This is a genomic window from Planomonospora parontospora, assembly GCA_014647935.1.
Taxonomy (GTDB): Bacteria; Actinomycetota; Actinomycetes; order Streptosporangiales; family Streptosporangiaceae; genus Planomonospora; species Planomonospora parontospora.
The window spans coordinates 18,195-45,034 of sequence record BMQD01000029.1 but is presented as its reverse complement, the minus strand read 5'-3'; the positions used below and the strand labels follow the sequence as shown (position 1 = coordinate 45,034).

The following is a 26,840-nucleotide window of genomic DNA, read 5'->3' as shown; positions in this document are numbered from 1 at the left end:
CCCGGGGAACGAGGCTCGTGAGGGGCATCGAGCTCGTTCTGTTGTTCTTCACGGGCTGGAGAGTTTTCGATCTTCCTGCGGTGCCTTCCGCCCGGCGGCCCCGATTCCGCGTCGGCGTGCGGCCTCACGCGGTCAGAACGGTGGCGGCTCCTCGAAGGCCGGCGGACCGGAGGCGATCGAGAACAGGTAGTAGGCGAGTACCTCCCCGACGGTGACCGCGGCGCCGTGGGGATCACCCGCCGGATTCGGGTAGGCGTGCGCGGCGGCGCAGGCGACCAGCAGCGCGGCCCGCCCGTCCCCGGTCGCCTCCTGCACGGCCCGGCCGACGCGCTGCATCCCGTCCACGGCCAGGCGCAGGGAGTCCGGCGTGCCCGCCTGGCCGGGCAGAGCGGCCAGCAGGTCCGCGTAGCCGTCCTGGAACGCGGTCAGCACCGCGTCGGCGTCGACCTCGTCGGCCCGGGCATCCAGCGCGCGCAGGAGGTCGATGAGCATCGAGTCGCCGTCGGTCTCGTCCGGGCCGCTGTCATCCTCAGCGGGGCCGCTTGTCTCACGCGGCGGCGGCAGCATCGCCTCGATGTCGGATCGGCTGGTCCGGAGGGGTTCGGCGCCCAGCAGCCCGAGGAAGACCAGGCGTGTCAGCGCCGACAGCGGCAACCGGCTGTCTTCGTTCCATTCGCTCAGGCGCCAGTTCGGGTCGGCGCTCGCGCGCCGGCATTTCTCCTCGAACTGGTTGACCCCGTGGGTGGTCATGTTGCCCTTGGGGGCGCGGGGGTGCTTTTGCGCGCCGACGGCGGCGTCGCGCGCCGCCTGCCACGCCAGGAAGTATGTCTGGCCCAGGCAGCGGTGCCGGGCCACCTGCATGGCCGCCTCGACCAGGCGCGGCCGGTGGTTGTCGAGCACCGGCGGCAGGTTGTGCTCGGCGATGAGGAAGTCGAAGTAGCGGATCGTCTCCTCGCCGATCAGCCGCTCGGCCAGGGACAGCAGGTCGGCCTGCCGGGCCTGCGTCATGACGGCCGGGTCCAGCCGCGCGAGCAGGTGCGTGTCCAGCTGCTGGGGGGCCGTGCCGATGCTGGATCCGTAGGGGACGTACCAGTTCACCCGCGGCAGGTAGAAGCTGTTGACGACCGGCGGTGTCCAGGTGTCCATCACGGCCTCCCAGGACGAGCGGTCGGTCGCCGATTCCACCGCCTCGTCGAGCGTCGGCGTCACGAAGGCGTCCAGGTCGCTGTCGGGATGCACATTGAAGAGCCGGGCCTGGTACCACCCGCGCGCCAGCGCGAGCGTCCAGTCCGGTGACGGGCTCAGCGGCCGGGGCCACTGGTCCAGCGCCGGGATCGGTGCCGTTGCCAGCGCATAGCGCAGGCACGCGAGCGCCGCGGCCTCCACTTCGACCGAGGCCTGCCGCTCGCTCAGGGTGGAGGCCGGATGCAGCACCAGCGGGTGCGCCTCCTGGGCGGCGACCTGGCAGGCGGCCCGCCATACGGCCCGGGCTCGGGACTGCCCGGCGTGCTGGGCGGCCTGCTGCCGGGTCGCTGCCCGCCGCGCCTGAGCCGCCGGATCGATCTGCCGGGCCATGGCGATCTGCAGGTCCTCGTCACAGGCCACGCAGCGTCCGGCGGGGGCGATCCCCCGGCACAGTTCCTCCAGCGCGGTCCTCGAGCGCGGCTGCCAGGGCGTCAGCCCGCAGTCGGCGCACGCCTGCCCGGCGACCTCCACGACCACGCCGGCGGCGGCGGTGATGTGCGGCTGGGAGATCGCCGGGTCGATCCGCCGGGCCCCCTGCTTCCAGGCGATCCGGCCGTCGTCGTTGACGCCGAGCAGGTCCCAGTACCGCTCGCCGAACGCCACCAGCTCCGGCTGCGCGCCGGGGCGCGGGGTGACGGTCATTTCGTGGGGCAGCGGCCGCAGCTCCGGCGCTGGCGGATCGGTCGGGGGAGTATCCGTAGCCATGCCGCATAGTCTGATCCACGCCGCAAACCGTCCGCGACCGGATCACTCCGTTTCGTGATCAGTCCGTAGATAAGCGCCCCGGGTCACCTGCCGCCGTGATCGCGGCCGATGCGGTCGTCTCGAGCGGGTGATCGGCCGCGGCAGGTCTAGGAGCCGGAAATCGGCGACGGCGTGGTGTCCAACATCGTATGGGAGTTCGATCGACACCGTGTTCGATTATTGATCTTGTCTCTGCTCCATGCTCGGCAAGGCCGGGGAACGAGATGTCCATGAAGGCGACTACGCGGACAGAGCGATTCCGGCGGGTGATCGAGAAAGAAGCGAACCTCGTCATCCTGCTCGTCGACTACGCCTTCCAGCCGACATTTCCGGCCTCCTGGCCGGCTGGTCATCCCGCGCCCTACACGACGATTCACCCCCACGGGTGGCCTTAACGGTCCGCCGTTCCACGGTGGCCGCACATCCTCAGAGCAGACCGCAACGACATCCGGGAGAAGCCGCCACCCGCGAACTTCCATGACGAGGTTCACCACCTCGCAGACACCAAGCCACGTATTTTCGCAGGCCGTTCATGTCCTGCGTCGGAGAGTTCCATCTGCCATCCATCCGCCGGAGTGATCCACGAGCGGTAGACCAGGTCCTGTCGATAGCCCCAGCGTGAACCGCATCAAGGAGAGCCTGGGCAGGGTGATGCCGTACACCCGCCGGGCACAAGACGGCGGACCTTCTGGCGGGCGGAGTTCCGTGTCTTCTCCTTGGCACCGCACTTCCTCACACCGGAGATTCCGCTTCTGTGCAGCTCAGGAGGCTGGAGCGAGGCAGCACGGGAAATGTGAACCGCGCGAAGAACTGAACAGAAATCGCTCATATCGGTGCAAATACGTCGGGCGGCGAGAGTTCTCGCGAGGCGTGGATTCGCGGGGTGCCCTATACGATGCTCTTACACCTCGAAGGCCCGATCTCGGTGGCACGAGATCGAGCCTGCGTTTCGAGGTCGCACCGGGCCGAAGGCCAGACGCTAAATGGATGTGACGCACCCGCAGCCTACCCAGTGTCAATCACCTTCCGCAATTTTCTGCAGGCCCGGTGGTTCCTCCGCATCGACGACCAAGGAGGCCACATGGCTGAATCCGCACGAATCGAACTGAGCATGCCCGAGAGCTGGGGCAGGCACGTCCGCACCATCATCATCGCGATCGTGATCGTGGTGGCCCTCGCGTACGGGGTTGACCTGGGCGCCTTCCCCTACTTCCCGCGGATGTGAACCGTCCTTAGCGGTTCCGTCCAGACCTGACTGACGGCACGCCTCCGGGCCGGCTGTCAGACCACATCCTGATGCCCCGCCCTCGGCGCGAGCCGTGCGGCGGGGCATCACCTCGTCTGCTCCCGACTGATCACGGCCATGCCATTTACTTTGTAAAGAAGATTTCCTGCTGATCATGTGCTCGTGATCCATCGGGAGCGGCGGGCCTGCTTGGCGGCGTGCTTGGCCAGGGCGGTCTCTCCGGCCCCGGTGGCGGCCAGCGCGACCCGTACGGCGGCCAGGCCCACCGGCGCGTCTGCGGGGTGCTCAGGGCCCTCTGTGGCGTCTGTGACTCCGGTGGTGTCGGCGGTCGCTAGGGCGGGTGCGGCGGGCAGGGCGCGCTCGCGGGCCCGGAGGTAGGCGGCGCGGAAGGCGGCCTGCTCGGCGCGCTGCGCGGCCGCCAGGCGCGCGGAGCGCTGCGAGGGCAGCTCGGCGACCAGGGCGCGCTCGTCGGTCAGCCACTTGCCGATCCGGTGGCGGATCCAGCCGCGCAGCGAGTGCACGGTGCTGCCGGTGCCGGCCACGGTCAGGACGGCGAACCAGCGGCTGCCGTCGGGCAGGTGGTTGAGCACGTGCTGGACGTCGCGGACGGTGGCTCCGGCCGTCCACAGCGGCCGCAGCAGCGAGCGCAGGTCCCGCGCCGACAGCCGGGACATCAGGGCGTCGTCGCGGCGCAGCCGCTCGCACGCTCGGAGCATCTCGCCCTTGGTGCCCGGCGTGACGGTGGCCGGCCACGGCTCCTGCGGTCCCGTGGAATCGGACATAACCGGCGAATTCCGCGCGCGTGTGTGGGGGATAGTTCCTCCCCCAAGGTCAACCCCAACGGCGGGCGTGCAAGATATTTCCACAGGGGGGCTGACCTGCGGTGATGCGGAGGCCTCGGCGAGGGCTGGGACGGCGGGCGCGGGAGGCTCATCGGGGGCGGGAGGGGCGGCCGGCGGGCGGGGGCGCTCGCGCACCGTCTCCACCGGCCAGGGGAGCTCGTCGTCGACCACGACCGCGTCGGCCGGGATCGCGTCGTCCAGGGCCTCGGGGTCCTCCGACAGGATCTCCCGCGGGATCGTCAGGATGTACTCGGCGGCCCGGTTGCCCAGGCCGTCGTCGATCCGGCCGTACAGGGTGCCGGTCCGGTGGCGGGGAGTGGAGCCGGACTCCAGGGTGACCAGCAGCCCGACGTCGTGCATCCACTCCAGCGCATACGCCAGGGTGCGGCGGGCGATCCCGGCCTCGGTGCCCATCACCGCCCAGGTGGCGCCCTTCTTCGGCATGGTGACCATGTCGCGGTTGGAGCGCGAGGCCAGCTGCCAGCCGACCCGGCCGGTGTTGCGCCGCCAGTCGGCACGCCGGTCGGCCGCGTCGATCAGGTAGGCCAGCGCGTCCAGCCACAGGCTCAGGCTGGGCGCGACGATCAGGTGCTCGGGCACGATGAGCGTGCCCAGATCACGCAGGTCAGCGCGTCGGGACGCCGCCGGCGGACGTGCCGGGGCGGCGGGTGCGGGGGAGCCGGTCAGCGGGGCGTTCGACGCGCCGATACGCGGGCATGCGGAGCTGACCGACTGGGTGGGTGCTATTGTCAGCTCCAGTCGTACACATACGAAGAAGCACGAACGGCACTCAGCTTTTCCGGGCCGCCAAACCAAGAAGAAGCTGAACGTCGATCGCGTGCGTTGCTGGTGAGGCGCCCCGCTCTGCGGGGCGTTTCCTTTTGTCCTGGGTCTCTCCTGCGCTGGTCAGTGATCGAGCGGCTAACGGCAAAGCATCCCAGAGATCGGCTCGCTCCGCGTGCATCCACGCCGGACTCTGCGTCACCCGTTGAGAAACCAGCGGCTCGACCGTCCGCTGACTCTGGTCTTGACGGTAGCAGCCATCCGTGCCATTTGCGGTGCGACACGATCACGTATGAATCGTCATTTTCTCCGTCGTACCCGGACGTGACCGGCGTAGGGGAGGAGAACTCACCCTCCCGTCGTGATCTCCCTGATTTGACAAACGACCTTGACTCGGCGGAGAAAACCCGGGAGCTGTCGAAGCCCCGTGCAGCACCGGGGGTCGTCGCGGTGCCCGGCGTGCGGGCGGGCGGAGCAGGGCGGTGCGAGGAGATCGCGGGCAGGGTCAACGTAGATCCTTGCTGGTCGCAGCGGTGGGGGAGTGGGACGCGGACGGGCGAAGCCGTACCGGCCCGCGTGCTGGGGCGGTACGGCCACGGCCGCCGACGGCCAGGGGAAAGACGGTCTTGACCGCAAGCACGTCCTGACAGCCGCGGCAGGCCCCCGCCTGTTTCTTGACAGGCGGGGGCGGAACCGGTGAACACGAGGTGGAGCATCAGGAGGCCAGCCCCCACCCGCCGCTGCAGGGCCGGCAGGCTCCCCACCGGCGCGGCAGGCAGTACGGCTGCTCGACGCCGCACTCCGGGCAGATCCGGCGGGCCCGCAGCGCCTTGGCGAGCGCGGCCAGTTGCTTGGGTGACGGGGTCCGGCGCGGCAGCGCCTTGGCGATCTCGTACAGGTAGGCGACCCGCACGCCGGGCCCGGTGGGGGTGCGCAGCGAGCGCCACATGATCTGCGCGACCGGGGCCTGGCCACCGGGCCGCAGCCCCAGGGCACGCAACTGCCGGACGGTGGCCAAACCCTCGGGGGCGAGCTTCCACGGGTAGGTCGGCAGGCCCCACTTGCGGCCGGTGGGGTCCAGGTAGACGCGTCGGCGGCTCACGCGGCCTCACCCGGGACCGCAGAACCGGTCACGCCCAGGTGGGCGGCGAGCGTGGCCAGCACCTGACAGGGGGCGCCGATGGTGCACTCGGCTCGGTAGGCGCCTTCGCGTGCCGCGGCCCATTGGCCGGCCTGCAGGCTGCACGCCGGGCACGCCGCGGTGGTGACGCAGGCCCCGGCCGGGTGATCGCACTCGCCCGCCGTGCAGGGCCAGTCGCGCAGCAGGACGGGGGCGTGCGCGCTGGCGTGGGCCAGCAGCTCGACGGCGGCCTCGTCGGCCTGGCCGTCCTCGCCGACCGGAGGGGTGGTGGCCAGGATCGCCTCGCACAGGCGGCGCACCAGCAGCGCGTCCCCGCCCAACCGCTCCAGCGCCACGCGGTCCTGCCCGCTCGGGGTGAGCAGGTCGAGCTCGGCGGCGACGGCGGCCGGGCCGGTCTCCAGGGCGACCGTCCAGGCGCAGGTGGGGCAGACCTCGGCCCAGGGCGGCAGGTCCGCGCGGACAAAGGTGCTGGGGCGGGGGCTGATGCGGATGCTGCGCAGGCACAGCGCGCCGGTGTGCTCCCGGCCCTCGGCCAGGGCGCGGGCGACGTAGTCGCGGGGCAGGGCGTGGACGCCGGTGGCCAGGTCGTGGCCGGCCAGGAACGCCGCCTCCGGCAGCTCAGGCAGATCGGCCGGGGCGGTGGTGGCGGTGGGGGTGCTCATCGGGCGATCGCCTCCTGGGCGCTGATACCGAGCATGTCGATCAGCTCGGCGGTCTCGTCGGGGGTGGAGCCGTAGCGGGTGCACAGGCGCCGGACGGCGGCGGCCTCGGTCTCGGTGACCGGGTGGATGGTGAAGGTCCAGCCGCGGTCGCCGATGGTGTCGGCGCTCAGGCCGCTGGCGTTGCCGCTGCGGCGTGCGGCCGGGCCGGTGGCCGTACGGGTGCGGGGCTTGCGAGGTGCGCTGGGGGCGCTGCGGCGGCGTCTGCGGGCCGGTGCGGGCCGCACCGGCAGCGGGGCTTCCCCGACTTCCTCCCTGCTTGCGTGCGTGCCTGCCGGTTCGCCAGCGTTTCCGCTGGCCGTAATGCTGGCTTTATCGCTGTCATTGACGCCTGCTGGCTCGCCAGCGTTTCCGGCAGCATTTCCGACGACGTTTCCGACAGCGCTTCCGCTGGCGTTGCCGCCTGCCGCCTTGACCCTCTGGGTGGGCTGCGGCCCCGCCGACTCGACGGACGCGACGTCGGCCTCGGCCTGGCGGCAGGCCTCGGCCACCACGGCGGCCAGCTGCTCGCGCAGCCGGTGCAGCGCCGTGGTGATCCGCCGGGCGCCGGTGCGGACACCGGGGACCGGGCAGGTGCGCGCCAGCTCCAGGACCTCCTCAGCGGTGGCGGTGGCCAGGCGGGCGTGCAGAGCGGCGATCGCCGCGGCGTCGTCCCCGACGGCCGGGGTGAGCGGGGCGCTCATGCTCCCGCCCCCAGCGGCAGCGCGGCGGCCAGGACGGCCAGAGCAGCCAGCAGCAGGTCCACCGCGATGCGCAGGCGGGCGTACTTGGTGCGGGCCAGGCCGGACAGGCGGATGACCTCGGTGGCCAGCCGGTCGACCGGGTCGGCCGTCAGCGCGGCCACCAGCTGGTCGGTGCCGGTGGCGGCGTGCCGGACGAACCCGGTCCCGTCGGCCGCCCGGCGGGGCAGAGCGGGCCGGATGACGAGCAGCAGCGTGACGATCGCGGCCGCGAGCAGAGCGGCGCCGACCACCACGGCGGCCAGAGCGGCCGCGGGCGGGGTCTTGACGGTGACGGCGGCCGACAGGATCGCGAACATCGTCCCGGCCATGCTCATCAGGGCGGTGGCCTTGACGTCGACGCGGCCCAGCTCGACCCGGGCGGCGTCGGCCTCGCGCTGCAGCGCGGCGGTGGCCGGATGGCCGTCAGCGGGGACAGGGGCACAGGTGGGGATCATGGGGATCGCTCTTTCTCCTCGGCGCGGCAGGCGGAGGTCCTGCCGCGCGAGCGGAAGGTCAGGTGCGGGCGGCGCAGTCACAGCCGGGCTGGTTGCACCGGCCGCGGGCGTTCGCCCAGATCGGGTCGTAGGGGGCCCAGCCGCTGCGGGCGGCGCCGCCGGTGTGGACGGCGTTTTGGTGGCCGCAGCGGCGGCAGGGCCGCTCCAGTTCGCTCAGGGGCGTGGCCATGGGCTCACCCGGGCGGGAGATCGGGGTGGTGCACCGTGCCGGTGATGGCTTCCATGGCGGTGCCGAGGTCGGCCAGCGTGAGCACGTCTAGTACGTCGGTCGCCGGTTGCTCCTGGCGGCCTCGGCGCGCAGGCCGCGCGGCGGCGGCGATCAGGGTGAGCAGGCCCATGACGTGGTCGCGGACGGCGGCGGGGCCGTCGGGGACCTCCAGCAGTGCGTCGAAGGCCGCCCGGTCGTCGTCCAGGCGGGCCTGGATAAGGTCGGCGGCCCACTCGGCGATCTCGGAGGTGACGGGCAGGCCGGGGGCGGCGGGGCCGTTCGGCAGCAGCACCTCGACGGGGTGCAGGCCGGACGGGGTGTGCTCGCACAGCGCGAGGGTCCAGTGCAGCATCGCGATGACCAGCCCGGCGCGGCCGTGGTGGACGCCGATGGCCTTGGCCGCGCGCTCGGTGCGGTGGTCGCCGGCGAGGGCCAGGGCCAAGGCGCGGCGGATGCGCCGGTGCAGAGCCCGCTCCTGGTGAAGGACCTCGGGAGTAGGCGCGGGGGCGGGGTGGTGGTTCATGCGTCCCTCCGCAGGGCCTGCAGCACGAGCCGCCAGCCCGTCGCATGGTCGCCGACGGCCAGGGCGCGGCGCCGGTCGGCGGCGCTGGGATGGCTGCTGATCAGGCGGCCGATCAGGCTGCGCTGCCGGGGCGTTTCGGCAGGGATGGCGGCCAGGGCGGCGTCCATGATGTGGTGGCCGGGCAGCCCGGCCTCGCCCAGCAGGAGCACGGCGTGGGCGTCGGCGGCGTACTCGCGCGCCCGGTCGGCGGCCGCGTCGACGAGCTCGGCGGCGCTCATGACCGCCAGGGCGACGAGGACCAGCGGCCAGGTGCGGGAGCCGAAGGAGATCAGCGCCAGGCAGGCGGCGACGCGGCCGGCCCACCGCCACCAGCCCGTGGAGCTGGTCAGGTGGCCGAGGGCGTGGTGGGCGATCTCGTGGGCCAGCGTGCCGACCAGCGGCAGGCGGCGCTGCTCGTTCAGCCAGTCGGCGCCGAGGTTGAGCCTCACCGTCTTCGTGCAGGGGTCGTGGTCGATGGCGGCGTTGCCCTCGAGGCCGGGGTCGGTGACGACCAGGACGCCGGGCACGTAGGTGCCGGAGGTGAGGGCCTCGACCAGCACGGCCAGGCCCGCGGGCGCGTCGGCACCGCCCTCACCGAGGACCGCCTGGGCGGGCCAGGCCGATCCGCCGGTGGGCGGGACGAGCGTCCGCGCGGTCGCCGGGTCCAGGGTGAGGGCGCAGATGACGTGGGCCGGGCCTGCGGCGGGGGCGGCGTAGCTGGTCAGCACCCGGGCCGGGTCGAAGGTGGTGAAGGTGCGGATGTTCACCGCGTCCCTCCCGCCTGCTGGGCCGGCTGCTGCAGGCTGCGGGCGACGGTCAGCAGGGCGTAGCCGATACCGCACAAGGCGGTGACGGCCGGATCGCCGGCACCGTGCTGCAGGGCCGCGTCCAGGGCGGCTTCGGCGCGCTCGCCCACCGGGGTGGCGGGGGCGGTGGTCAGGTCGGTCATGATGGGTGGTGCCTCTCTGAAAGTGGGGTGAGCGGGCGCGCCCGGCGTGGATGTTCTTGGTCGGATGACCACGCTGGTGCGCGCCCGTCCCGGGGTCAGCGGCTGCTCGCGGCCTTGGTGACGGTGATCTCGATGACGGTGTCGGGGGACATGACACGCAGTTCGGCCAGCACCTTGGCGAGGGCGTTGGACTTGCCGGAGCCGGTCAGGCCGCTGATGCGTATCTCGGCGGCCGGGGCGGTCGGGGTGTTGGGGTTCTCGGTGCTCATGGGTGGCGCCTTCCTGGTCGGATGAGCGCGTTGGCGCGCTCGTCGCGGGGTTCAGCAGCGGTTCGGGGTCTTCTTGTCGCGGCCGCCGTCCTCGTCGTCGCCGTCGCGATAGGAGCCATCGGTGATCGGCTCCGGCGGGGTGTCCGGGGAGACGACCACGGCCGCGGCGCAGGCCTTCGGCTGGGCCGGGCAGGCCGACGCCAGGCAGAACGCAGCAGCCAGGGCCAGCACGAGTGCAGCGGGCCGGGGCAGGCGTGAGGTGCCGTTCTTGAGGTTCATCAGCGGTGCCTTTCTTGATGGGGTGTGCGCGATCGCCAGGAAGGCGGTCAGCGGGACCAGCGGACCGACGGCCGGTTCAGGGCCCGGTGGAGGTAGTGGCACCGGTCGCGCCGAGCACGACGCCCAGAGCGGTCGTGACGGCGGCCGGGACGGCGCAGGCGGCGGCGAGGAACAGTGCGGCCAGGGACCAGCCACAGGCGGCTCGCCAGCGGGCCAGCGTCCGGCTGCGGCGCTCGGTCTCCTGCTGCTGCGTGCGCTGCTGGGCGCGGGAGCGGGTGTGGTCGCGGGCGGTGGCGGAGTGGATCGACAGCGGCAGCGGCCCGTCCGGCACGACCAGCAGATGCCCGCGGTCGGCCGGGCGGGAGGGGGTGGCCTTGGAGCGTGCGCGCAGGGCATCGGCGTTGGTCACCCGCAGCGCGTCGCGGTTCGCGTCGTAGGCCAGGATCCCGGCCTCGGCGCGCTCCCGCAGGCTCCGGTACAGCCAGGCGCGGGAGCGGCCGGCGGCCGCGGTCACGGCGCCCAGGCGGTGGATGGCGATGGGCTGGCCGTCGGCGTAGTCGAGCAGGGCGCGGTCCAGGGCGGCGGCGGCCTGGTCGGCGGGCATCGGGGTCCAGTCGGCGGGCTCAGGGGCGGTCATGGCGGTTCCTTTTCGGATCGGTGGGTGAATGAAAGGTCGGGGCCGATCAGTGGCTGGTGGCGGCGTCACGCAGGTCGTCCAGGAGCTCGTCCAGCTCGGCGGGGGTGATGTGGACCTCGCGGGCCTTGGAGCCGTCGGCGGGGCCGACGACCTCGTAGCGCTCCAGCGCCTCCATCAGGTGGCCCGCCTTCGCGAAGGGGATGCGCAGCTTGCGCTGCAGCATCGAGATCGAGCCGAACTGGGTGGTGACGACGAGTTCGGCGGCCCGCAGCAGCAGCTCCAGGTCCTCACCCACCCCGGCGCCGTCGACGGCGGTGGTGTCCTTCGGGCCCGCGGCCGCCGGGCCGGCCAGGTCGATGGGCCGGTCCTCGGCGCAGGCGTGGCGGCGGCAGTAGGCGACGACCTTGGCGGTCTCCTTTTCGGAGACGAACGCGTTCTGCAGCCGGATCGGGTTGCTCGCGCCCATCGGCAGGAACAGCGCGTCGCCCTGGCCGACGAGCTTCTCGGCGCCGGGCCGGTCCAGGATGACCCGGGAGTCGGCCAGTGAAGAGGTGGCGAACGCCAGCCGGGACGGCATGTTCGCCTTGATCAGCCCGGTGACCACGTCCACGGAAGGCCGCTGGGTGGCCACGACCAGGTGGATGCCGGCGGCGCGGGCCAGCTGGGTGATGCGCACGATCGCGTCCTCGACATCCTTGGCGGCGACCATCATCAGGTCGGCGAGCTCGTCGACGACGACCAGCAGATACGGCAGCGGCCGCAGCTCCTTGCCGCCGGGCCGGGCGGGGATGCGCCCGGCGCGCACGGCGGCGTTGAAGTCGTCGACGTGGCGGAAGCCGTGCTCGGCCAGCAGGTCGTAGCGGCGGTCCATCTCCCCCACCACCCAGACCAGGGCGTCGGCGGCCTTCTTGGGGCTGGTGACGATCGGGGTCAGCAGGTGCGGGACGCCTTCGTAGACGGCCAGCTCGACCCGCTTGGGGTCGATCAGGATCATCCGCACCTCGTCCGGGAGGGCGCGCACCAGGACGGAGGTGATCAGGCCGTTGACGCACACCGACTTGCCCGCGCCGGTCGCCCCGGCGATGAGCAGGTGCGGCATCTTGGCCAGGTTGGCGACGATCGCGCGGCCCTCGACGTCCTTGCCCAGGCCCACGACCAGGGGGTGGGCATCGGCGGTGGCGACCGGCGAGCGCAGCACGTCGCCGAGGGTGACCAGGTCGCGGTCGGTGTTGGGGATCTCCACGCCGATCGCGGACTTGCCCGGGACGGTGGCCAGCATCCGCACCTGGTCCGACTGCACGGCCAGGGCGAAGTTCTTGGCCAGGCCGGTGACCTTCTCCACCTTGACCGCCGGGCCGAGCTCGATCTCATAGCGCGTGATGACCGGGCCGCGGGTGAACCCCTTCACCTCGGCGTTGACCTTGAACTCCTCCAACACCGTGTTCAGCGCGGCCGCGATGACCGTGTTCGCCTTGGTGGAGGGGCGGGGGGCGGTGCCGGTGCGCAGCAGGGCCAGCACCCCACCATCGGCCTGCTCCGGCGCGTCCGCTTCGGTGGCCACAGGAGCGGCGTCTGCGGGGGTGCCGATGAGCGGGTTGTCGTACGGGCCGCGCTCGCCGACGAGGTCGGGGTCGACCACCTGCGGGCGGCGCGGCCGCCAGGTCCGGCCGGTGGCGGGCGACTCGGCGGCCGGGGTGGCGGGCTCCTCCGTCTCCTCGTGCTCCTGGGGCTGTTCGTCCGCACCGGCAGGGACGTCGTCAACGTCGTCACGGTTGGCGTAGCGGGGGTTGGTGCTGGCCTTCGGGCGGCGCGGAGCGCGGCCGCGGACCCGGTCGACCAGACCCGCGAGCCGCTTGGGAGCCTGGCGGATGGGCGTCTGGGTGGCCACCAGCAGCCCGTAGACCGCCAGGACCACCAGCAGCCCGGCGACCAGGGCGGCGGGCAGGAGCGCCGCGAGCGGCGCGGTGACGGCGTAGCCGAGCATGCCGCCCGCCCGGATGATCGCGGCGAAGAAGCCCGCGCTCATGCTGGCCGGGGCAGCGGAGGCCAGGTGGACCAGTCCGGCGGCCGCGGTGGTGACGGCCAGCGAGCCGAGGATCAGGCGGATCAGCGCGATCTCGCTGTCGCGGGCGCGCAGCAGCCGCCAGGCCAGGGCGGCCAGCGCGATGGAGGCGGCGCCGATCAGGGAGCCGACCAGGGCGCGGGCGGCGGTCTCCACGACGTCCCAGACCAGACCGCCGACGAGGTTCCAGGCGGTCAGCGCGAGCACCACCGCGGCGACGGCCGACAGCAGGCCCAGGCCGTCGCGGCGCTGGGCGGCCTCCAGGTCGGCCGGGCCGGTGCCCAGGGCGCGCACGCCGCGGCCCAGGGCGCGGGCGCTGGCCTTCCAGGCGACCGCGATGCCGAAGCCGGTGATGCCGAGCAGCACTCCGGCGCCGGCCGACGAACGACGGCGCGACGGGGGCCGGGTGACGCGGGGGAGGGGGCGGCGGGAGGTCCGCCGGGTCCGGGTGGCCATGGTCGTCTCCTTGAAGTCCGGGGGTGTGCGGTGATGTGCGGTCACGCTCTGGTGATGTGCGGGGGATGTGCGGTCACTTTTCGTGGTGTGCGGGGGGCGTGCGGCCCTTGTGCTGAGCTTGTGGATCTTGTGCGGGGGGTGTGCGATCCGCTGTGCGGTTACTCTGCGTTGATGTGCGGGGGTGTGCGGAGGGCTGTGCGGGCCGGTGTGCGGTGCATGTGCGGGGCCCCGCACACCGGGATTTCCCTATAGAGAGAGCGCGCCGCCGCACACCGCACACCGCGGCCCGGGGATCGTCACTGTCGGTGAGGCGGGCCGGGCGCCCTCGCGCACCCGCAGGGGCGCACGAGGGGCGGGGCCGTCACCGGCGGGCGGTCTCCATGGGAGAGGCGATCAGGTCCCAGCCATCGGCGTCCGGGCGGGCCACGATGCAGCCCATCTCGGTCCACCGGTCACGCTGGCGGTACAGGAACCGGCGCGAGCGCTGCACGTTGGTCAGCAGTTCGACCAGGTCAGCGGTCTGCACGGTGCGCCGTCCCTCCCGGTACCAGTCGTCCAGGGCGCGGTCCCAGATGGCCTGGGCCTCCTCGGCGGTGGGCCGGGGCAGCTCGGCGTCGCGCTCCTCCTGGTCGCCGTCGGTGTCGGCGTCGATGATGACGCCGCTGATGACCTGGTCGGGGTCGACGTCGGCGAAGTCGGACGCCTGGGCGTCCTCGCCCAGGTGGTAGCGGCGGGAGGCGGCCAGCGCCTCGTGCATCGCGGCGCGCTCTTCGGCGGACTCGGTCTCGGCCATCTCGATCATCTCCTGCTCGTCGTCGCTGATCTGGGGGGCGGGGGTGCGGGCCGGGGCCGGGCGCATCGCCGGGACCGGCCCGGCGGCCGGGTAGGGGGTGCGGGGCTGCTCGGCCGGGGCGGTCCCGGCCGGGCTCGTGACGGCCTGGAGGGCGCCGCGGCCTCCCGCCGAGCGGGTGTAGACGGTGCGCCGCTGGTAGAGCTCGCCGAACAGCTGCGCGGTGACGGGGTCCATCGGGTCGCGGTAGGCGGCGCCGGCCTGCACGGCCTCGATCAGCTGCTCATCGGCCGGGTCGTAGATGCGCAGCATCGAGCTCCACCGCGCCGCGGGGATGCCCATGCCGGTCGCGTAGCAGTAGCCGGGCCTGCTCGCGCCCCACAGCTGCAGGTTCTTGCCGATCGCCGCCAGCGCCTCCTTGGGCAGGATCTGCTCGGCGTCGTCGTACTCGGTGACGCCGAACATGATCGCGGCGCCGTGGTTGCTGCGGGTGTCGGTGGAGGCCTGGCGGTGGTTCCACCGCTGCGTCGAGCTGACGAACAGGATCCCGGCGGAGCGGGCGTCGGCGACCAGGTCGGCGTACAGGGAGGAGAACTTGCGGAACTCCTTGGACTCCTCCACCCACACCACCAGCAGGTTCAGCGACGAGGCCAGCGACCAGCGCATCAGCTCCTCGCCCGCGAGGTGGTCGGTGCGGCCCTTGATCACCTTCTTGAAGCGGTACAGGAACTGGCGGGCCTCTGCCTCGTCGGTGATGACCCAGGTCATGCCGTGCGCGAACGGGCCGAACGTCTGCAGGCCCTTGCTGATGTCGAGGCCGATGACGTTCAACCGGCGCTTGACCAGCAGCGAGCTCAGCAGGATGCGGGCGCCGGTGGACTTACCCGATCCGGTGGTGCCGCCGATCTTGATGTGCTGGATGTCGTGGGCGCGCCGGTCGGCGCGCACGTCGCCGACCAGCTGCACCGTGCACGGGCCGGTCTGGTACTCCCCGATCGGGAACGCGTCCGTCGGCAGCGAGCCGACCAGGCCGTCAATGCCGGTCACGCCGGGCCAGGGCACGCCACCCTTGAGGTTGTCGCGGGTGGCGATCTCCACCGTGCCCAGCCCGTCGACGTCCGGATCCCCGGCCAGGCTGACCCCGCCCGGCACCGCGCGCGCGTCGGCCGACAGGGCGGGCAGCAGCTCGCGAGCGCCGGCCAGGGTGCCGCCGGGCAGCGTCTCCACCTTGGCGCGGACCACACCGCGCTCATCCGCCTTGGCGTCGCGGAACTGCACCTTGGCCTGCCGGATCGCCTCCGCCAGCGGGTTACCGGCGCCGTCGCTGGTGGGGGTGGCCCCTGCGTACTTGGTGCCGCGCCAGACCACCCACAGCACCCACACGACCAGCGCGCAGATGGTGTAGGCGGGCCAGATCACGCCCAGGCCGACGATCAGGCCGAGCACGAGGTTGCCGGTGGCCAGCGCCCCGGTCACCACCATGAGGACGCGCAGCAGCAGGCGGGGCCCGGCCGACATCCAGCAGAAGAACGTGATCAGGCCGCCGACCAGGAGGAACAGCAGCGTCATCAGCGGCGTCCACACCGGATCCCCGCCCCACTTGGCGTGCGCCAGCGCGATGAGCACGGCGAAGACGGCGGCGGCGATGCCGGGGGTGGCCAGCGGCAGGCCGTGCACCAGCAGCCAGCCCCCGCTCATCCGGGTGCCGGCGTCGAGGGTGTCGACCGGCACGACCTGGCCCGAGATCGGCGGAATCTTCTTGGGGTTGCGACGTGCCATCACGCACCGTCCTTCGTCTCGTAGCGGCCCTTGCGCTTGGCGTCGTCGCCGCCGGCCTTGCGGGCCTGCTGCTCGGCCAGCAGGTACTCCTGGTGCACCGCCGACATCCGCACGACGGCCTTGGCGGCCTCCAGGAACGCCTCGGCGGCCTGGTTGCCGTGGGCGAAGGCCCGGGAGGCGAACCAGATCCGGCTCAGCCACTTCACGCGGCGCCCGTCCGGGCCGGTGCGGCTGCGCATCCAGGCGGCGATGTGGGCGGCGTCATCGCTGAGGACCAGCGAGATCGCGCACAGCATCGCCCGGGTGTTCTCCTGGTAGTCCCGGTAGCTCTGGTGGGACTGGGTGACGTCGGAGTCGGTGAAGGAGGTCGCCGCCTCCACCAGATCGATCTGCTTGCTCATCGCTGTCCTCGCATCACAGGTGTTCCTGTTTCTCGGATGTCGGTGCTGGTCAGGAGGTCAGCCCTTGGGCGGGGCCGCGCGCTCCTGGGCCTCGTAGTCGGCGTGCAGGGCGGCCATCTTCTGCAGCGCCGAGACCGCCTCCAGCAGGGCGTCGGCGGCGTTGCGGCTGTGGCCGCGGGTGCGGCGGGCCAGCGCCGCGCGCACCCACACCGGGATGCGGCCCTTCTTCAGCCGGCGGTTGCGCAGCCACGTGGCCGCGAGTTCGCCGTCCTGGTTGAGCATCAGCGCCAGGGTCCGCGCCAGGGTCTGGACGTTCTCCAGATAGGTGTCCAGAGCGGCGTGACCGGCGACGACCTCGGCGGTGTCGAACGCGAGCATCTGCGCCTCCAGGCTCTCCACGCGGGTCATGTCAGGGCTCCTCCTCGGTGATCACGGTGTGCAGCAGGTAGAGGGCGGTGTCGTAGGTGCTGGTGCGGGCGATCCAGGCGCCGTCACCGCAGGCCTCGGCGGTGGTGGTCGCCTCGACGGCCCGCAGCCAGGACCGGCGCACCGCGCGGGCCCGGGAGCGCAGGGAGGTCTGCTCGGCCAGGACGAAGGCGGCCACCACCGCGGCGGCGGCCAGCAGCGCCACCGCCACGGTGTGGGCGAACCGTTCGGGCCAGCCGGGCGCGAACGCCCCGCTCAGCCAGGTCACGAGAGCGGTCATCAGCCGGCCGCCTCGAACGCCGGGGCCGACCAGGTCAGGGTGGCGGCCACGACGCTGCCGTCGGGCGTCTGGTTCCACGACAGGCCCGGGTCTCCCTCGCGGCCGCCGACGAGCGCCCGCACGATGCCCAGCCCCAGACCGCCCTCGTCGGCCGGGCGCTCCAGGCCCGCGTCCCGGCCCTCGGGGGGACAGCCGGGCTCGGCGGCGGGCTCCTGGTCGCGCTGTGCGGGGACGTGCGGGTCGTGTGCGGAGGCGTGTGCGGTCACGCTCTGTCGATGTGCGGCCATGTGCGGGCCGCGTGCGGGCACGGAGGGTGACTGTGCGCCCTGGTCGGTGACCTCCAGGCGCACGCAGACCTGACCGCACACCTGGAGCCGGACGGTGAACTGCCCGCCGCAGCCGGACGCGGAATGCATGAGCGCGTTGGTGGCCAGCTCCGAGGCGCACAGCACCGCGTCGGAGGCCCGGGGGCAGCCGGTCAGCACCCCGGCGACGAACCGCCGGACCTGCTCGATCGTCTCCGGACGGCCCGGGAACGTCCGCTCGAACACCGGGCCCGCAGCGGCGGGGCCGGTGGGGGTGCCGGCCAGCAGGTGCGACGGCCGCGCCCCGGCCACCGGCAGCTGCCCGGTCTCGGCCAGCAGGTAGCGGACGTGGGCGACGGGGTCGGGTTCACCGAGCCGCTCGGCAGCCACCGCGGCGCGGGCGGCCGCCAGCAGCTGGCCGTAGCGGGTGCGCAGCAGCACGAGCTCCTCGTGCTCGCTGGCCGTACGGGCGGCCGCGGGGGCGGGGGTCGTGGTGGGGGTCAGGGTGTTCATGCCGCACTCTCCGTCTGCTTCAGCTCGTCACGCAGGATCCGGGCCGTCCGCGGCGCGCACGACAGGGTGCGGCGGATCTCTTCGGCGGTGGCCTCGCGGGGATCGATGTCGCCCGCCTCGATCGCCGCCCGCAGGGCGGCGCGGTGCTCCTCGATCGATCGGCGCGGCGCAGGCTCCGCCTCGGTCGACTCGATCGGGTCCGCCGGTCCGGCGGGATCGATCGGCGACCGGCCCGATCGACGCTCGATCGACGGGCCCGCCGGGGCCGGGGTCGACTCGATCGAGCGGACGACCGCGATCGGCTGCGTCTCGATCGAGGGTGCTCGATCGATCGGCGCGGTGGCGGGCTCTGCCGGACGATCGGCCTCGATCGAGGCGGCGGGCTGCGGCGGGGACTCGATCGCCGGGGAACCGATCGAGGGAAACGCGATCGATCGGGCCACATCCTGGCGCCGCTCGGTGAACGCCTTCAGGCGGGCCATGGCTTCTTCGGCCTCGGCCGACTGGTGCGGGCCCGGCTCGCCGGGGCGGACGATCGAGCCGTCGACGATGAGCAGCCGTCCGTCCTTGGCGGCCTGCCGATCGGCCGCACGCTGGTAGCGGACGATCGATCGGGCCAGCGTGCGGTCGCGGCGCGAGGCCTGCGGGCCGACGCCGTAGCGGTCGATCCACGCGGCCGTCCAGGCCTCCTCGATCGAGCACTGCTCGCCCCGCGAGGCGCGGATCGACGCGGCCGCCCACGACAGGCGCGGGTAGCGCAGCCGCCGCCAGGCCGCCCGCCGGATCTCCGCAGCCGTTCGCTTGGAGGCGCTCTGCTGGGTCAGCGACGCGGTCAGCTCCCACAGCGCGATGCCCAGCAGGGAGGCCAGCGCGAGGATCACCCCGACCTGCAGGCCATCGGTCTTGTTGGCCGTGACGCCGTGCCACAGGTTCATCCCGGCCGCGATGGCGGCCATGGCCCAGGTCGCCACCCGGTAGCGGCCGATCGGCAGCCGGGCCGTGATCGCGCGGTGGACCAGGAACGCCAGATACCAGACCCCGCCCTCCAACGCGATCGGCAGAGCCGGGGCCATGAACCCCAGGTGCATGACGTGGGTGGCGAACTCCAACTGGCCACGCCAGGCGATCGCGATCGGAGCGCCCATCGCGATGGCTCCCACGATCACCGGAGCCCGGGTGAGCGCGGCGGCGGCCAGAGCACCGGCACCGCGACGCAGGCGCGCCCGGCGGGCGGCCTTGGCCTGCTCGCGCTCCTGGCGGCGCAACCGCCGGCGGGCGGCCGCGCTCGCCGCGCGCATCTCACGCTCGCGCCGCTCGGCCTCGGCCGCCGCGGCGGCGCGGGCGGTGCGGGCTTCTTCCAGCCGCAGCATCGTCTCGGCGCGGGTCGCCTCGGCGGCCGCGCGGGCCTGCTCGGCCTGGGCGTCGGCGACCAGGCGCTGAGCACGGGGGTCGTAGTAGGTCGTCACGGCGTCACCTCCGAGAAGATCGCGGCGATCGCGCCGTCGACGTCGAGCAGGTCGCGCTCGCGGCCCATGGAGACGAGCTGCAGCGTGTCGTCGACGACGGCCTGCAGCCGGGCCCGGTCGGCGTGGAAGTCCAGCCAGGCGCCGCCCGCGCACACGCGCAGCAGCACCCGGTCCGGGCTCGGACCCCGGCCCACCTGGATCAGGCGGTTGCCGACCAGCACCGGACCGTCGGCGTCGATCTCGGGGTCGGCGTCGGCGTCGCTGGCCAGCAGGCCGTCGATCAGCACCTCGCGGGCGCAGACGACGGTGGCCACCGCGACCAGGTGAGGGGACAGGAAGGTCAGCCGCACCTCGTACGGGCGGTCGGGCCGGTAGGTGAGCACCACCATCTGGTGCGGGCCGGGTCCGGTGGCTGGCCACAGCATGAGGCCTTCGACGATCTCGCGGCCGCTGATGTCGGTGGGGATCATGCCGCGTCCCTCCGCATCTTGCGGACCAGCCCGACCAGGGCGCGGTCCCAGTCGCCATCGACCCAGTCGGTCTCGGAGCCGGCCGGGACGCGCCGGTAGGTCTGTGACAGGAAGCTGGTGAGCTCGTCGCGGCGGGCGTACAGGCGGCAGGCCGCCGGCGTGCCGGGGTGCAGGATGATCGCGAGGTAGTCGGTGGCCTCGGCCTCGGCGAAGCGGATGTCGCCCTCGCCGACCACGCCCCGGCGGGCCGGGCACAGCGCCTGCGCCAGCAGGGAACGGGCGAAGGTCCACACGTTGTCGCGACTCCCCGGCGGGGGCGGGAAGTCGATGTGGACGGCGTAGGGGTCGGTCAGCTCGTAGACCGCCAGCGCCTTGAACACGCGGTTGGGCTGGTCGGCGATGCAGACCTGCAGCGTGGTGCGGATACGGGAGGTGCTCATCGGCCGGCCCTCCCGTTCAGCCGGGCCAGCAGCCGCGACATCCACGCGTCAGTGGTGTGCCCGGGGCAGGTCTCCACACAGATGCCGCCCCGCCACACGCACCGGCAGTCCTCACCCGGGTCCGGAACGGGCGCCGGTACCGGTACCGGAGCGGGAGCCGGAGGCATGGGCAGCGCCCGGCAGTGCTCGGCGTGCTCCTGAGCCCAGCCCCGCGCGTCCTTCTCGGCGTCCAAGCGCGCCGTCGTCGCGTCCCGGAACTCCACCCAGGTGCGGGAGTCCTGCCCCCAGCGGTAGGTGGCCCATTCGTAGTCCCTGGTGGTGGTGCAGCCGGTGCAGGCGGCGACGGCCCGCTGGTACCGGCCGGACGCGACGGGTGCGGTGATGTCGACCGTGGCGCCCGCCACGGTCAGGTACCGGGCGATGACCTCTTCGGGCCAGGCCTGGGCGGGGGAAGCGATGCTCATCAGGCCACCGCCTCGGCACCGCTCGCGGCGGCCGGGCGGGCGGCCTGGCGGGCACGGCGACGGCGGTTGTAGACCATGGCGCATCGCTGCCACGGGGCCTTGCCGCCGCGGATGCCGTGGAACCAGGTGCGCGGCAGGTCGTACTCCTCGCGCAGCGCCAGCTCCAGGCACTGGGCGCGTACGGGGCAGTCGGCGCACAGCTCGCGGGCGACGTCCTCGTAGGCGGCCCGACGGGTCGCGAGGGACTCGGGGGAGAGCCCACCAGTCGGATTCGGCTCGTGCGGGAACCAGGCGTCGGGGTCGGGAGCGTCGACGCACGTTCCGTGGGCGGTGACCAGCGACGACAGGTCAGTAGTGGTCGGAGGGTTCGATTCCGGGCAAGGGAATGAGAGCATGGAAAGCATTCCGGGGTGTCCTTTCCGAGGTGACCCGGTGGTGGGGCCTCGTCCGGGTGGAGTCCGGAACGAGGCCCCTTGCATTGGGGTGGCGGCCCCAGTGGTGGAGTCACCGAGGCAGCACGGCATTTGCCCTGCAAGAGAGCAATGTCGATCTTTTTAGAGGGGGGTAAAGCTCCTCTCTTTGGAGAGTAGGCCCCGCCGTTCGGCGATGCAATAGGGGGGGCTAAAATTCCTGCCGTAGACGCCTTGAGGAGTGATGACGTGGACCAAAGAGCTCTGCAGGACCTGGCGGCGATAAGCGACCCCATCGAGCGCGTACGGGCGGTGGGACGCCTCATGACCGAGCAGCAAGGCATGGTGACCGAGCTGGCCACGATCAGGCGTCATGCCATCGCCCAGGCCCGCGAAAACGGCATGACCTTGGATGAGATCGGCAAGAAGCTTGGCGTCACGCCAGGCCGCGTCTCGCAACTCGGCAAGGGCTCCTCGGCTAAGGCGCCAGCCGCACCGGCCACCAGCGCCCCGCGTGTTCTGGTGCAGCGCCCGCTGCCGACCGATCCGGCCGTGCGCGGATCCAAGTCCCTATATCTGATTGAAGCCGAGCGCCAAGGGCTCAAGGCCGACCGCCGCATGCTCTACATCGGCCCGGAACCGGCGAGCGAGCATGTGGCAGCTTGCCTGAGGGTGAACCCTGGCGATGAGGTGATCGCGCGGCGCAAGATGATGCTCGCCAACGACGTGCCGGTGCGCATCGCCACCAGTTACTTCCGCGCCGACCTGTTCCAGGACACCCGGATCAGTCAGCCGGAGTTCGTTCTGCCGACCCTCCAGGCCGCGCTGGAAGCTCTCGGTTACCGCTTCGGCCACGCCGAAGAGGTATTGACTGCTCGGCGTCCCACCTCGTTTGAGGCTGAGACGCTCGAACTCGAGCCCGGTGAGTGGGTGGTCCAAGTCCTACGGGCCAGCTACAGCACCGAGGACACCCCCATTCACACACTGGAGACGATCTGCGCGGCGACCCGGCACACGTTCCCGATCGGCCAAGTGGCAGGCACCGACGAGTTCTAGCCGAAGAACGCCTCCTTCTCGATCAGCGTCAGCCCTCGGCCAGTCATGGCCGGGGGCTGACCTGTTGACGTTGAAGTTCCCTGTGGAGTTATCAAGATCCGGGAAGCATGAAATCATGAGCGTACTAGTACATGAAACTAGATTGCGTACTAGTACCTGTCTAGGCTTCCGCCCCATCCGGTCCTAGACCTTGAGAAAGGGGCCGGTAATCTGTCCCTTAGGCGTACTAGTACGCCTTCTATCCACGGGAAGAGAGTGATCATGCCACCGGTGCTGGAACGGCCTGAACCGCCGTACCTGCAGATCGCCCACCAGATCCGACAGCAGATCTTGTCGGGTGTGCTCCGCGACGGTGACCAGATACCACCGGCCCGAAAGATCGCCCAAGAGTGGGGAGTCGCGATCGCGACCGCCACCAAGGTCCTGGCTACCCTGCGCTCTGAGGGCCTGACCCGGGCCGTGCCCGGCAAGGGCACGGTGGTGGCCAGTGCGGCGACGGTGGACTACGGCGCGCCGGACCGCCTGGTCGCCATCCGGCGCACCGGGCGCATCTATCCGCCCAACGAGCGCGCGGAGATCCGGACGGTTGACCTAGTCGCCGCTCCGGATCAGGTGGCGGACGCTCTGAGCATCGACCACGGTGCTCCGGTCATCCGCCGCTACCGGGTGACGTTGCGCGATGAAGTGCCAGCCTCGGCGTCGACGTCGTGGTTCGATGGCGCCTTGGCCGCCTCGGCCCCGCAGCTGCTGGTGGCCGACCGGATCCGCCAGGGCACCTCGCGCTACATCGAGGAGATGACCGGGCGCGCTGCTGTGCGGCTGGTGGAGCGGGTCTCCGCCCGGGCCGCCTCCGAGCAGGCTGCCACCGACCTGCAGGTCACCATCGGCTCGCCGGTGCTGAGCAAGCGCAGCTGGTGGTACGACCCCGAGGGCGCGGTGCTGGAGTACGGCGAGTCGATCTCCCTTCCCGACCGCGAAGCATCCTACGAATACGAGATAAGGCCAGCTCCGTGAAACTCCTGCATTCAGGCAAGGTCCGCGACGTCTACGCCGACGGCGAGGACCTGATCCTAGTCGCCTCCGACCGGGTCAGCGTCTACGACGTGATCCTGCCCACCCCGATCCCAGACAAGGGCAAGGTGCTCACCCAGCTGTCGCTGTGGTGGTTCGACCAGCTCGCCGACGTCTTCCCCAACCACGTCATCTCCGCGACCGACGTGCCCGCCGAGTTCGTCGGCCGCGCGGTGCGCTGCCGACGGCTGGAGATGCTGCCGGTGGAGTGGATTGCCCGCGGCTACCTGGCCGGCCTGGGCCTGCAGGAGTACCGCCAGCACGGCAGCGTCTCGGGCGTGGCGCTGCCCGAGGGCCTGGTGGAGGGCTCCCGGCTGCCGGAACCGATCTTCACCCCAACCACCAAGGCCACCGCTGGCCACGATGAGTTCATCACCTACGGCGACGTGGTCAAGGAAATCGGCGCTGACACCGCCGCCCGGCTACGTGAAGCCACGCTGGAGATCTACCGGCGCGGCGCGGAGATCGCCCGCGAACGGGGCATCATCATCGCCGACACGAAGATCGAGTTCGGCCGGGCCGCCGACGGCACGCTTGTGCTCGCCGACGAGATCCTCACCAGCGACTCCTCCCGCTTCTGGCCAGCCGACGACTGGGAGCCCGGCCGCCCGCAGCACGCCTTCGACAAGCAGTTCGTCCGCGACTGGTCGTCCACCGTCACCGACTGGGACCGCACGCCTCCCGGACCCGCCATCCCGGACGAGATCGTGCAGGCCACTCAGGCCCGCTACATCGAGGTCTACGAGCGCATCACCGGCCAGACCTGGAAGGGATGACCATGACCCAGTACTACGACCCCCAGCGGCTCGTCCGCGAGGTCCAGTCTCTGCTGCGCACCTACGGCCTGACTGCCGAGCCGGTCACAGGCGAGCCCGGTCTCGCGGAGGCAGGCGCCGGGATGCTGCTGCGCGGCCTGGGGATCACCCCCGCCCTCGATGGCGTCGACGCCCTGGCCCGGGCGATGGACAAGCCCTGGGCAGAGGCAGACGCACGATAGCCCAGAAGCGAAGGAGCCCCCGGCCAAGGCTGGCCGGGGGCTCCCTTACGTTTCGGGCTTCTACAGCACCTTCTGCTCTACCTCATCAAGCAGCGCGCGTAGCTCGGAGACGACCCGTTTCACCTCTTCTGGGTCTTCAGCGGCCGCCCGGCTGATGAGGTCGCGCTTTACGACGCGCTTCAGGATGGTGCGGAGCCGTCCGACTTCCGCGGTGAAGGTCGGGGCGCTGCCTCCGGCGGCCTCCGCTACGTCCTGCCCGTCGACATTCCGGGTCAGGTAGGCGCGGATCTGCTGCACGGCCTCCTCAGGGTCGAACCGATCAGGAGGAAGGACTCCGACCACCCCCTTGAGGACGGCGGCGGTGACCCTCACTCCGTCCGTCTCGGCCACGGTTCGGTAGACGGTTACCGCCGCCTCCCTGCCGTGATGCTCCGCGAGGGGGATCAGCTCCCTCACCTGACTCTCGTTGATGATCTTGTCCCCAATTGGGGACAAGACCTCGGCGAGCGGCCAGGCCTGGATCAGCCTGTAGGCCTGCGAGGTCTTCATCTGCCAGCGATCCTCGACGTACGCCTCGAATGTCGGGTGGCTCTCGCGATAGAGCCTGGCGTCTCTGATCACTTGCAGGGCCTTGCCCGCTTGCGCGAATGCAACGCGGAGAACATCGACAGCAGCCTCACAGGCGACGAGGTCAGCGCGCTCACGTTCCGTGAGCGCGGCTTCGTCCCCTCCCGTGTACGGGTCCGGGATGGTGATGGCCGAGGGCGAAGGCTCCACCGGAGCAGCCGGAGAACTCTCGGCCGGCCCCGTGTCGGCGCTCTGATCCACGACACGCTGCTGGGCGAGAAAGTCGGCCATGCTGCGTCGTGACTTGTTAGCCATCAGGCACCACCCAGATCACGGCGCCCGAGGTCGAGCAGCAGTTCAGTGTGGAGGCCAGCGATGTCCTCACGGAGCCGAGGGGCGTAACGCTCGTTCCAGCGGGTGATCGGCACGCCGGCCTTGAGGCTGTTGGGCCAGGCCCGGTACAGCCGGATGGCGGAGCGGAAGTGACGGACCCCGGCGCTCTCCAGCGTCTGCCAAGCGTCCAGAATGTATTCCGCGCCCAGTCGGGGGTCCGCCTTGGTGACCACCACGGCGTACGGCACCCCGCTGGCTTTGACCCGTTCGACAGTGCGGATGGTCGGCATGATCGATTCGGGCTCGTGGTCGTAGGGGATGATCACGTACGTGCTGCGCGCGAGGACTTCGGCCAGCACGTCGTGGCCTTCGAGGGAGCCTGGGCAGTCCACGATGATCGTGTCGAAGTCACGGAGCTTCCGGATGTGGGTGAGCTGTACGGGGTCGAGCTCATGGAGGACCTCGTACCCGGGGGCTTCCATGACCCGGGTGAGGTCATAGGAGTTCGCCTGGGGGTCGACGTCCACGACCAGGGCGCGACCGTGGGCGGCAACGGTGTGCGCTGCGAGGGACAGCGTGAGCATGGTCTTGCCCACGCCGCCCTTCTGGTTGGCGATAGTGATCACGTAACTGTCTGTTTGCCGGGCGGTATCCGGCTGTGCGCCGCTCGAAGCGGTGGCAGTAGTCATGGACGCCACAGTTCCACAAGATCGGCCCGGCTGCTTTCGGTACCGCTTGACGATGCTGTAGGGCCTGTGGCGAGTAGCTGGTGGACATGATCAGAACACGACGATCAGCGAGGTCACCCGGCGGACGCAGTCGGCGGTTGGCCGACAGGAGAACCCGCAGTGACGGCGACGCTGAGGCACCCGGCCGCCAACGCCCGCTCTTCGTCCGCAGGATAAAACCACAAGATCAACGCCGAGAGCCTTCCTTGCATCACGTAGGGTTCCGATCATGAGCGGGACCACGCAGGTGGTGGCCCGGGTCGCCGAAGGCACCCGGAAGCGCCTGCGCACGCTCCTGGATGCCGAGAAGAACCGCCACGGCGACCTGCTCACCGGGATGGACCCGCCGCCGGACGCGGACGCCTTCCAGCGGGCCGAGGTCCGCACCTGGGCCCGGCAGCGCCTGGAACGCCTGCGGGCGGTCGGCGACCTGCTGGACACGGTCGACGCCGCGCTCGCCCACGGGATCCGGGTGGAGCTCGCCGAGCGCGGCTGGGACCGGGACTGGCCGCCGGTGCCGGCCAGCGCGCCGAGCTCGGGACGCTGGCCCGGTTCGCGGCAGGCCGGGTGGCCCGAGAAGATCGCGGCGCGCATCCCCGCCGAGCTGGCGGCGCGGGTGCAGGCGGGCTGCTGGCACACCTCCGCCGAGCCGATCGCCGCGCTGCGCGCCTGGCGGGCCGCGCATCCGGGGCCGCTGAGCGATTCGGAGCTGCTGGCCCACTACGAGCGCCTGGCGGCAGAGATCACCCCGCCGGGAGTGATCTGGAGGGCCGGGCTCGAGAACGTCCTGCCCCCATCGTGATCAGGCTTCCCCCAGGTCCGGCCTGACGGCCGGATCCACCCCTCTTTTCTAGCCAGCTAGCTTAAATAATCCGAGGTGGAAGCGCCACCGGGGGCGGTGACCGTGCTCATCGGAAGCGAGCCGTTCTCAATCGCTCCGAGCCGCGGTACGGGTTCCCCAGCCA

General features: G+C 71.9%; 32 protein-coding genes. 6 read left to right on the top strand and 26 right to left on the bottom strand.

Annotation, left to right across the window (positions count from 1 at the left end; all coding sequences use genetic code 11):
- Positions 1–132: 132 nt before the first annotated feature.
- Positions 133–1,950 carry a hypothetical protein gene (locus IEZ07_RS30625; protein ID WP_191897982.1) on the bottom strand — a complete coding sequence of 606 codons (1,818 nt, stop codon included), beginning with the start codon at positions 1,948–1,950 and terminating at the stop codon, positions 133–135.
- Between the two features lie 1,120 nt (positions 1,951–3,070).
- Here IEZ07_RS30625 and IEZ07_RS30620 point away from each other — a divergent pair.
- Complete coding sequence (locus IEZ07_RS30620) at positions 3,071–3,214, top strand: hypothetical protein (protein ID WP_191897981.1); 144 nt, start codon at positions 3,071–3,073, stop codon at positions 3,212–3,214.
- Positions 3,215–3,387: 173 nt separating this feature from the next.
- On the opposite strand, the gene IEZ07_RS30615 is transcribed toward IEZ07_RS30620, so the two are convergent.
- From IEZ07_RS30615 to IEZ07_RS30510, 23 genes are all read right to left on the bottom strand, one after another.
- The gene (locus IEZ07_RS30615) at positions 3,388–4,677 is read right to left on the bottom strand and encodes a hypothetical protein (protein WP_191897980.1); all 1,290 of its coding nucleotides are present in this window, start codon (positions 4,675–4,677) and stop codon (positions 3,388–3,390) included.
- Between the two features lie 898 nt (positions 4,678–5,575).
- Entirely contained in the window at positions 5,576–5,962 is a 387-nt protein-coding gene (locus IEZ07_RS30610; protein ID WP_191897979.1) for an RRQRL motif-containing zinc-binding protein, read from the bottom strand.
- On the bottom strand, positions 5,959–6,663 hold the full coding sequence (locus IEZ07_RS30605; RefSeq protein ID WP_191897978.1) for a hypothetical protein: 705 nt from the start codon (positions 6,661–6,663) through the stop codon (positions 5,959–5,961). The genes IEZ07_RS30610 and IEZ07_RS30605 overlap by 4 nt, the downstream gene beginning before the upstream one ends.
- Positions 6,660–7,403 (bottom strand): hypothetical protein, encoded by a 744-nt coding sequence (locus IEZ07_RS30600; RefSeq protein ID WP_239321146.1) that lies wholly within the window; start codon positions 7,401–7,403, stop codon positions 6,660–6,662. Before IEZ07_RS30600 ends, IEZ07_RS30605 begins: the two co-directional genes overlap by 4 nt.
- Entirely contained in the window at positions 7,400–7,897 is a 498-nt protein-coding gene (locus IEZ07_RS30595) for a Pycsar system effector family protein (RefSeq protein WP_191897977.1), read from the bottom strand. The genes IEZ07_RS30600 and IEZ07_RS30595 overlap by 4 nt, the downstream gene beginning before the upstream one ends.
- Before the next feature lie 58 nt (positions 7,898–7,955).
- Complete coding sequence (locus tag IEZ07_RS30590) at positions 7,956–8,126, bottom strand: hypothetical protein (RefSeq protein WP_191897976.1); 171 nt, start codon at positions 8,124–8,126, stop codon at positions 7,956–7,958.
- Between the two features lie 4 nt (positions 8,127–8,130).
- Positions 8,131–8,688, bottom strand: coding sequence for a hypothetical protein (locus IEZ07_RS30585; protein WP_191897975.1), 558 nt, complete (start codon positions 8,686–8,688; stop codon positions 8,131–8,133).
- Complete coding sequence (locus IEZ07_RS30580) at positions 8,685–9,494, bottom strand: M48 family metalloprotease (protein WP_191897974.1); 810 nt, start codon at positions 9,492–9,494, stop codon at positions 8,685–8,687. The genes IEZ07_RS30585 and IEZ07_RS30580 overlap by 4 nt, the downstream gene beginning before the upstream one ends.
- On the bottom strand, positions 9,491–9,676 hold the full coding sequence (locus tag IEZ07_RS30575) for a hypothetical protein (protein ID WP_191897973.1): 186 nt from the start codon (positions 9,674–9,676) through the stop codon (positions 9,491–9,493). The genes IEZ07_RS30580 and IEZ07_RS30575 overlap by 4 nt, the downstream gene beginning before the upstream one ends.
- A 95-nt stretch (positions 9,677–9,771) precedes the next feature.
- Positions 9,772–9,945, bottom strand: coding sequence for a hypothetical protein (locus IEZ07_RS30570; RefSeq protein WP_191897972.1), 174 nt, complete (start codon positions 9,943–9,945; stop codon positions 9,772–9,774).
- Between the two features lie 51 nt (positions 9,946–9,996).
- Positions 9,997–10,224, bottom strand: coding sequence for a hypothetical protein (locus IEZ07_RS30565; RefSeq protein WP_191897971.1), 228 nt, complete (start codon positions 10,222–10,224; stop codon positions 9,997–9,999).
- 76 nt (positions 10,225–10,300) lie between these two features.
- Positions 10,301–10,861, bottom strand: a complete 561-nt coding sequence (locus tag IEZ07_RS30560; protein WP_191897970.1) for a hypothetical protein — start codon at positions 10,859–10,861, stop codon at positions 10,301–10,303.
- A gap of 46 nt (positions 10,862–10,907) precedes the next feature.
- Positions 10,908–13,379 (bottom strand): DNA translocase FtsK, encoded by a 2,472-nt coding sequence (locus tag IEZ07_RS30555; protein WP_191897969.1) that lies wholly within the window; start codon positions 13,377–13,379, stop codon positions 10,908–10,910.
- Positions 13,380–13,740: 361 nt separating this feature from the next.
- Positions 13,741–15,948 carry a hypothetical protein gene (locus tag IEZ07_RS30550; RefSeq protein WP_191897968.1) on the bottom strand — a complete coding sequence of 736 codons (2,208 nt, stop codon included), beginning with the start codon at positions 15,946–15,948 and terminating at the stop codon, positions 13,741–13,743.
- Entirely contained in the window at positions 15,948–16,349 is a 402-nt protein-coding gene (locus IEZ07_RS30545) for a hypothetical protein (protein ID WP_191897967.1), read from the bottom strand. Before IEZ07_RS30545 ends, IEZ07_RS30550 begins: the two co-directional genes overlap by 1 nt.
- A gap of 57 nt (positions 16,350–16,406) precedes the next feature.
- Entirely contained in the window at positions 16,407–16,757 is a 351-nt protein-coding gene (locus IEZ07_RS30540) for a hypothetical protein (RefSeq protein ID WP_191897966.1), read from the bottom strand.
- A gap of 1 nt (position 16,758) precedes the next feature.
- The gene (locus IEZ07_RS30535; RefSeq protein ID WP_191897965.1) at positions 16,759–17,055 is read right to left on the bottom strand and encodes a hypothetical protein; all 297 of its coding nucleotides are present in this window, start codon (positions 17,053–17,055) and stop codon (positions 16,759–16,761) included.
- Entirely contained in the window at positions 17,055–17,873 is an 819-nt protein-coding gene (locus tag IEZ07_RS30530) for an ATP-binding protein (RefSeq protein ID WP_191897964.1), read from the bottom strand. The genes IEZ07_RS30535 and IEZ07_RS30530 overlap by 1 nt, the downstream gene beginning before the upstream one ends.
- Positions 17,870–19,339, bottom strand: coding sequence for a DUF2637 domain-containing protein (locus IEZ07_RS30525; RefSeq protein ID WP_239321140.1), 1,470 nt, complete (start codon positions 19,337–19,339; stop codon positions 17,870–17,872). Before IEZ07_RS30525 ends, IEZ07_RS30530 begins: the two co-directional genes overlap by 4 nt.
- A complete protein-coding gene (locus IEZ07_RS36060) occupies positions 19,336–19,809 on the bottom strand; it encodes an SsgA family sporulation/cell division regulator (RefSeq protein WP_239321137.1) in 474 nt (157 codons plus the stop codon). Before IEZ07_RS36060 ends, IEZ07_RS30525 begins: the two co-directional genes overlap by 4 nt.
- Positions 19,806–20,249, bottom strand: coding sequence for an SsgA family sporulation/cell division regulator (locus IEZ07_RS30520; RefSeq protein WP_191897962.1), 444 nt, complete (start codon positions 20,247–20,249; stop codon positions 19,806–19,808). Before IEZ07_RS30520 ends, IEZ07_RS36060 begins: the two co-directional genes overlap by 4 nt.
- Complete coding sequence (locus tag IEZ07_RS30515) at positions 20,246–20,713, bottom strand: hypothetical protein (RefSeq protein ID WP_191897961.1); 468 nt, start codon at positions 20,711–20,713, stop codon at positions 20,246–20,248. Before IEZ07_RS30515 ends, IEZ07_RS30520 begins: the two co-directional genes overlap by 4 nt.
- A complete protein-coding gene (locus IEZ07_RS30510; RefSeq protein ID WP_191897960.1) occupies positions 20,713–21,108 on the bottom strand; it encodes a WhiB family transcriptional regulator in 396 nt (131 codons plus the stop codon). Before IEZ07_RS30510 ends, IEZ07_RS30515 begins: the two co-directional genes overlap by 1 nt.
- Before the next feature lie 339 nt (positions 21,109–21,447).
- On the opposite strand from IEZ07_RS30510, the gene IEZ07_RS30505 reads away from it, so the two are divergent.
- The 4 genes from IEZ07_RS30505 (at position 21,448) to IEZ07_RS30490 (ending at position 24,247) form a co-directional block, all read left to right on the top strand.
- Positions 21,448–22,179 carry a UTRA domain-containing protein gene (locus IEZ07_RS30505; RefSeq protein WP_239321134.1) on the top strand — a complete coding sequence of 244 codons (732 nt, stop codon included), beginning with the start codon at positions 21,448–21,450 and terminating at the stop codon, positions 22,177–22,179.
- 261 nt (positions 22,180–22,440) lie between these two features.
- A complete protein-coding gene (locus IEZ07_RS30500; protein WP_191897958.1) occupies positions 22,441–23,193 on the top strand; it encodes a GntR family transcriptional regulator in 753 nt (250 codons plus the stop codon).
- Positions 23,190–24,026, top strand: a complete 837-nt coding sequence (locus IEZ07_RS30495) for a phosphoribosylaminoimidazolesuccinocarboxamide synthase (protein WP_191897957.1) — start codon at positions 23,190–23,192, stop codon at positions 24,024–24,026. Before IEZ07_RS30500 ends, IEZ07_RS30495 begins: the two co-directional genes overlap by 4 nt.
- A 2-nt stretch (positions 24,027–24,028) precedes the next feature.
- Positions 24,029–24,247, top strand: a complete 219-nt coding sequence (locus IEZ07_RS30490) for a hypothetical protein (protein WP_191897956.1) — start codon at positions 24,029–24,031, stop codon at positions 24,245–24,247.
- Between the two features lie 60 nt (positions 24,248–24,307).
- Here the strand turns inward: IEZ07_RS30490 and IEZ07_RS36055 are convergent, their stop codons facing one another.
- On the bottom strand, positions 24,308–25,129 hold the full coding sequence (locus tag IEZ07_RS36055; protein ID WP_239321131.1) for a hypothetical protein: 822 nt from the start codon (positions 25,127–25,129) through the stop codon (positions 24,308–24,310).
- Positions 25,129–25,836 (bottom strand): ParA family protein, encoded by a 708-nt coding sequence (locus tag IEZ07_RS30480; protein ID WP_191897955.1) that lies wholly within the window; start codon positions 25,834–25,836, stop codon positions 25,129–25,131. The genes IEZ07_RS36055 and IEZ07_RS30480 overlap by 1 nt, the downstream gene beginning before the upstream one ends.
- A 268-nt stretch (positions 25,837–26,104) precedes the next feature.
- Here IEZ07_RS30480 and IEZ07_RS30475 point away from each other — a divergent pair, with 268 nt between their 5' ends.
- A complete protein-coding gene (locus tag IEZ07_RS30475; RefSeq protein WP_191897954.1) occupies positions 26,105–26,677 on the top strand; it encodes a hypothetical protein in 573 nt (190 codons plus the stop codon).
- Positions 26,678–26,840: the final 163 nt, after the last annotated feature.